Consider the following 5,808-nt stretch of genomic DNA (forward strand, 5'->3'; position numbering starts at 1 on the left):
TAGGGCGTGTCCTCATTTGAAGAATTGGTTTTAAATACTTAAAATCCTCCTTTGAGTTATTTTTATTTCTATATTTTCAATGGCACGTACTCTTCTTACCGATGATATCTGGCAGCAAATTCAAGATACTATGCGATTACACGGTTGTTACTGTTCAAAGAATAGTAGAAATATCATGGAAGCGATCTTATGGAAACTTCGTACAGGCGCCACATGGCGTGATATTCCCCAAGAATTTTGTCCTTGGCAAACTGCTTACAATCGTTTTAATCGTTGGGCAAGCAAGGGATTGTGGGATAAATTTTTTTTAGATTACGAGGCATCTTGGATCAGGAATGGGTATTCATTGACGCAAGCTACATACGCGTGCATCAACATGCAAGTGGAGCTCGGCATGGTTTCGAAAGAGCAATTGGACAATCACGCGGTGGACGAACAACAAAAATACATCTTGCAACCGACGCGAATGGATTACCGATTGATTTTAAAATCACTGAGGGTGACGTCCACGACAGTCAAGTTGCAAAACAACTGATTGATACGGTAGACGAGGCAACTTATCTCATTGCTGATAAGGGGTATGATGCTGAGCACATTAGAATATATGCCAAGAACAAGAATATGATTCCCATTATTCCATTGAGATCAAACAGTAAGAGATCGAATAAGGAGTTTGATAAATATCTATATAAATTAAGACATTTAGTTGAAAATGCATTTTCGAGATTAAAACATTTCCGTGCTATTGCAACTCGATTTGATAAACTGGCACGCAATTATAAATCTATGATCCGTATAGCCTGCATATTTATTTGGTGCAAAGCCAAATGAGGACACACCCTAATAAAAAATCCCCAATCTGGGGATTTTTTATTAGTTTAGAATACCTTCCAGAATGAGGCGGCATGCTCTATTTGAGTTCTTGCACCAGCGTTGGAACAATCACGCCATCCACATTCATTTCAGTCGTATAAATGCCGTTGGCTACATTGAACTTGTTCACATGATAGCTGGAACCATAGATCGAGTCGAAACCATCACCTTTGGTAAAGACTTTCTTGTTGGCGGCCAGATCCAGTAAATGCGTGCCATCAATGAACTGCATATAGGTCTTCGCATCGACACCAACACGTTTGGACATGATCTGTGCAGCGTCTTCTCGAGTCGCCGGATCATTGATGTATTTGACAGTTTTATCCCAAACCTGAATCACCTTTTTCCATTGCTCTTTATTGGCTTCCAGATGGGCTGGATTCACGGTCAAGGTATCGTAGATTAATCCAGGCTTGTCTTTAGAGGTGAAAATAATCTTGGAACCGGCAACAGCAGATAAAGCCTGATTTGCCACCGGCTGCCATACTGCAATCGCATCAATATCGGGAGTGGCAAAAACCTGTGGCAATTCATTGGTCATGGTATTGACCAGTTTGACCTCATTCAGGCCAACTTTGGCATCATCCAGTGCAGTGGACAGTAACAAGTGATCGACCAGACCTTTTTCAGTGGCTACGGTTTTACCGCGCAGATCCTGAATCGAATTAATGCCATTCTTGGCAATAATCACGTCATTTCCAGCTGAATAATCGGTCGCCATGATCATCACGCCCTTGGTCCCGCCAGAGCCAGTGACCAGATTATCACCATTAGTGACCATGACCGCATCCAGCTGGTTGGCAGCAAAAGCTGAAAGTGAGGCTGAATAGTCAAACCATTTAAAATCAGCATTGACTCCAGCTTCCTCTAACCAGCCTTTTTCAATCGCAACTTGCCACGCAACCCAACCCGGCCAGTCGCTATAACCAATCCGGATGGGTTGAGTATTTACAGTACCTTCAGCCTTGGCATTTGGTTCAGGTACTTTAGCGGTATTGTCACAACCGCTTAAAAGGATTGCAGACAGTACGGAAACTGACATCAGTGCTTTTTTGATCATTTTGCGACTTCCCCTATGCATTCACATTTAAATTTGGTATTTGAAAGTTGTTTAGATTTCATAAATTCGCGCCAGCCACCGAAATGACTAATATCTGTTGCATCCTCAAGTGCATAGCCTTCACAGATAAAGCCTTTGACCCAAGTACCATCAATCAGCTTAACATTACCGATCCCCAATGGTGCCGGAACTTCTGCAACAATGTCTCCGAACAGTGCACGCGGAATGTCCCAGACTTCGACTTCAATTGAACAACCTTTCGCGTTGTATTGGAGGCCGGGTTTTGGTGGTGTGGTATTTTTTAAAGCATAGAGTTTGTAATGCGAAGCAGTCCGGGTCTGCTTGATCAGGGTTCCAGCACGTGTGGTCAACTGAAAATTCAGTGGCATACCGGTCAGATGTGCTCCGACGACAGCCAGTTTGACGCTGTGACCCGATGAGATTTCAGTTGTTTTTTCATAAGTAAGTTCAGATGTGCCTAGCTTTAATTGGCTCGCCTGCTGCCATTTTTGCCCGAACTTGGCCAGTGCTTCATCCATCCAGGCTGGCGCAATAAAGGTCACACCCGTTGGAAGACCATCAGCACGAATGCTATTTGGTAATGCCAAAGCCGACAGGTCGGCAAAATTGACAAAATTGGTATAAGCGCCCATGTGGCTGTTTTTTACCAGAGGATCGGCTTCTACTTCTGCAATGCGATAAATGGTGGGTGTAGTAGGCACCATCAAGGCATCATAATCTGCCAGTGTATTTTGAATAACACGGCTCAGGTGGGCACGTTCATATTCATCCTGCATGACATCGACCGCATTGAACCGGTCTGCCTGCGCAATAATCTGGCCAATGACCGGATGGGTCTGCTCGCGTTGCACCATTTTTTCCACGGCACTGGTACGTTCAGCCACCCAAGAGCGGTTATACAAGGCCGCTGCCAGTTGTTGAAATGGAGCAAAATCAATCGGCTCAACCGTATAACCCAAGCTTTGTACACGTGCGATCGCCAGCTGGAATGCTTTTTCAGTTTCAGCATCGCCATAAAATTCGAGTGTATCCGGAATGGCAATTTTCCCTTTTGAAAATTGGCTCGGTTCATTCTGAGGATGCATTCTGGAATAATCATCGCTGGCATCATAGCCTTGCATGACTTGCGCCACCTGCCAGGCATCATCCACCGTTAAGGCAAAAATCGAAATCACATCGATGGTACGACAAGCCGGAATCAGGCCTGTAGTCGAGAACCAGCCTTTGGTTGGTTTGAGTCCGACAATGTTATTATGCCCTGCTGGTACACGTCCTGAACCTGCAGTATCTGTACCCAGTGAAAATGGCACTAATCCGTTTGCGACGACTACACTGGAACCCGAACTCGAGCCGCCACTGATATATTCAGGATTAAAGCTGTTCTTTACCGCGCCGTATGGGGAGCGCACACCAACCAGACCCGTCGCAAACTGATCCAGATTGGTTTTACCCACGACAATCGCGCCGGCAGCTTTTAATTTGGCTACTGCGGTTGCATCGGAAGTTGCCAGATAAGCTACCTCTTTACATGCTGCTGTGGTATAGAACCCTGCAACATCAATATTGTCCTTGACTGCAAATGGCACCCCATAAAGTGGCAAGCTTGCACTATCTGCACCAGTCAATGCATCAATTTGTGCCTGTAATTGTGCTGCTGTTGCAATTGAAATCCAGGCATGATCGTCATTATTCAATCCGGCAACATACTCAATCAGGTCACTAAGCTGGATATTGTTATTCTGGTAGGCGTGTTGCCAGTCCTGTACAGTCCATAAGTTGTGCACAGCTGTTCTCCTTAAGTGTGTTCGGTATTTTGTGGAATGGGTGGCATGACGGCATCCATCAGTTCGAGATGCCCTTTAATCACGCCTTTCAGTGCAATAAATTGTTCGCTTATTTCTTTCAGGTCACTGCTCGCGCCCTGCATCAGCATGACTTGCAGAATTTTTTCATCATCCAGCTGGATATGAAGCGAATTGATCACTTGTGCCAGATACTGCTGCTGCAGATCGACCAGCTGACTGCGCAGCGGTTTCAAGCTGACGTCATAGAGCAAGGTAAGCGTGCCAACCATGACTTCATCGCGAATCACCAGATCATCAATCAGGTGGCGGTTAATCATATCGACAATGGCCTGCGAGCGGCTTTCATAGTGCTGCTCGACAATTTTTTGATCCATCGCATGTAGCGTTGTTTCTGGCACGGTAATACTGATCCGTGCCAATTTTTGTTTAGGCACGATGTTGATCCTTGGGTTGTTGGTATTGTGAAGACTGTTTAATGTGAAAGCCTGCGCGTACGCTGAGCAGCTCAACCAGAAAGTGAAGCCATGGATGCATTTTTTTATTTGATGTCGGATTGTTCATGTGCATCTCCTAGGGATATTACAAAACCAGAATTTCGTATTACTTAGGAAAATGCAGAAAGCGTGCCAGTTTTTAGTTATTTGGATGAGGTGAATAAACTTTTATAAAGGGGCGAAAAAAAGCCCCATAACAGTGAGATAGGGGCTTGTTCTAAAGCAAAAGTAAGTTTTGTATTTCACCGGTTTATTCCATTTTTATTGCTCATGTCCTTGCTATTCTTTTTATACATGAATGGTTAACCGATGTTTGTGATTATGAGTGATCAAGTGTATTACTCTCCTCTATTTATGTTGTATATAAATAAAAGCATAAAGCATGCCACAATATAAAATAGAATAGATTTAAGCAGAATACGTGGAAAATTAATTACATATGTAAAATAAGGCAAAACAACAATGATTTATTTTTTAAGGATGCCTAAAAAATAGGCCATTTTGCACCATTGGGGTTCGATTGTGCATCAAAGTGTGGCTGAGTGATTCAGACCGTTATCTATCTAAGTTGACAAAAATAACTAATGATGCGAAAAGGTTTTTTTAGTTAACAGATGTTCACACATGCCTAGAATTGTTTCTGTACCACTTAGTTTAGAACAGCGAGAACGACTCATTTTTCTGGTCAAGCATGCAAAACATTGGCGTGAAAGGCAACGTGCCCAAACTATTCTCTGGCTTTCCGAAGGTAAAAGTGTTGCGGAAGTTGCCACTCTACAAGAACGTATCCCAGAAACCATAAGGCTACAACGCCGACGTTGGGAATTGTATGAGTTTGAATCGATTAAAGAAGGTCATCGCTCAGGTCGACCCAATACATTGATCTCAGACTATCAGGCGAAAATCCTAGATTGGGTCAATACAAGTCCACTCAATGCAGAACAAATCCGAGTCAAACTACATGAAGAATACGAAGTGTCCGTGTCTGTTGAAACCATTCGTAAGTTTTTACGTGATTCAGGTATGGTCTTCAAGCGTACCCGTCATAGCTTGAAAAAAAAGAGATCCGATTGCATTTGAACAAGCAACACAGCAGATTGAAGAATTACGAGAGCAAGCGGCACGTGGTGAAATTATATTAGGTTATGTTGATGAAACAGGGTTTTCATCTACACCTGATAACCGCTATGCGTGGACAAAGATAGGTGATGTTCATGCGGTTGATGCAATAAGATTAAAACGAGTTAATGTCATGGGGTGTTTGCTTTCAACGGGGAAACTGGTGACAAGCTGTTTACAAGAGTCAGTGAAAAGCACTTGGTTTTATGCCTATTTAACTGGAATAGCTCAACAAGTAAAACAGACTTATAACCTTCCATTGGTTCTTATTGTTGATAATGCCTCGATTCATAGAAGTAAAAAGATGGCTGATTACAGAGAGCTACTTAAAAGTAACTTTTCGACGAATTTGTATTTTATTCCAGCTTATAGCCCTGAGTTAAATCGAATCGAGATGGTATGGAAGCAGATGAAATATTATTGGCGAGATTTTCAA

7 protein-coding genes are annotated in these 5,808 nt (G+C 43.1%); 3 read left to right on the forward strand and 4 right to left on the reverse strand.

What is annotated here, in order from left to right:
- Positions 1-79: 79 nt before the first annotated feature.
- Positions 80-831 (forward strand): IS5 family transposase gene (locus ACNPNW_RS05700; protein WP_448766392.1). Its coding sequence is split into 2 segments (ribosomal slippage): positions 80-314 and positions 314-831, totalling 753 coding nucleotides; the frame shifts between segments, so codons are not numbered across the junction.
- Positions 832-910: 79 nt separating this feature from the next.
- Here the strand turns inward: ACNPNW_RS05700 and ACNPNW_RS05705 are convergent.
- From ACNPNW_RS05705 to ACNPNW_RS05720, 4 genes are read right to left on the reverse strand one after another with little or no spacing between them, the layout of a single operon-like run.
- Complete coding sequence (locus ACNPNW_RS05705) at positions 911-1,933, reverse strand: ABC transporter substrate-binding protein (protein WP_044110883.1); 1,023 nt, start codon at positions 1,931-1,933, stop codon at positions 911-913.
- Entirely contained in the window at positions 1,930-3,738 is a 1,809-nt protein-coding gene (gene atzF, locus ACNPNW_RS05710; RefSeq protein ID WP_423090285.1) for an allophanate hydrolase, read from the reverse strand. Before atzF ends, ACNPNW_RS05705 begins: the two co-directional genes overlap by 4 nt.
- 11 nt (positions 3,739-3,749) lie before the next feature.
- The gene (locus ACNPNW_RS05715; RefSeq protein ID WP_004280384.1) at positions 3,750-4,193 is read right to left on the reverse strand and encodes a CopG family ribbon-helix-helix protein; all 444 of its coding nucleotides are present in this window, start codon (positions 4,191-4,193) and stop codon (positions 3,750-3,752) included.
- Complete coding sequence (locus ACNPNW_RS05720) at positions 4,186-4,320, reverse strand: hypothetical protein (RefSeq protein ID WP_257220109.1); 135 nt, start codon at positions 4,318-4,320, stop codon at positions 4,186-4,188. Before ACNPNW_RS05720 ends, ACNPNW_RS05715 begins: the two co-directional genes overlap by 8 nt.
- A 557-nt stretch (positions 4,321-4,877) precedes the next feature.
- On the opposite strand from ACNPNW_RS05720, the gene ACNPNW_RS05725 reads away from it, so the two are divergent.
- Both ACNPNW_RS05725 and ACNPNW_RS05730 read left to right on the forward strand, forming a co-directional pair.
- A complete protein-coding gene (locus ACNPNW_RS05725) occupies positions 4,878-5,333 on the forward strand; it encodes a helix-turn-helix domain-containing protein (protein WP_004647755.1) in 456 nt (151 codons plus the stop codon).
- 16 nt (positions 5,334-5,349) lie between these two features.
- A partial coding sequence (locus ACNPNW_RS05730) for an IS630 family transposase (RefSeq protein ID WP_448766694.1) occupies positions 5,350-5,808 on the forward strand: 459 nt, incomplete at its 3' end.

It is taken from the genome of Acinetobacter endophylla (assembly GCF_053543775.1).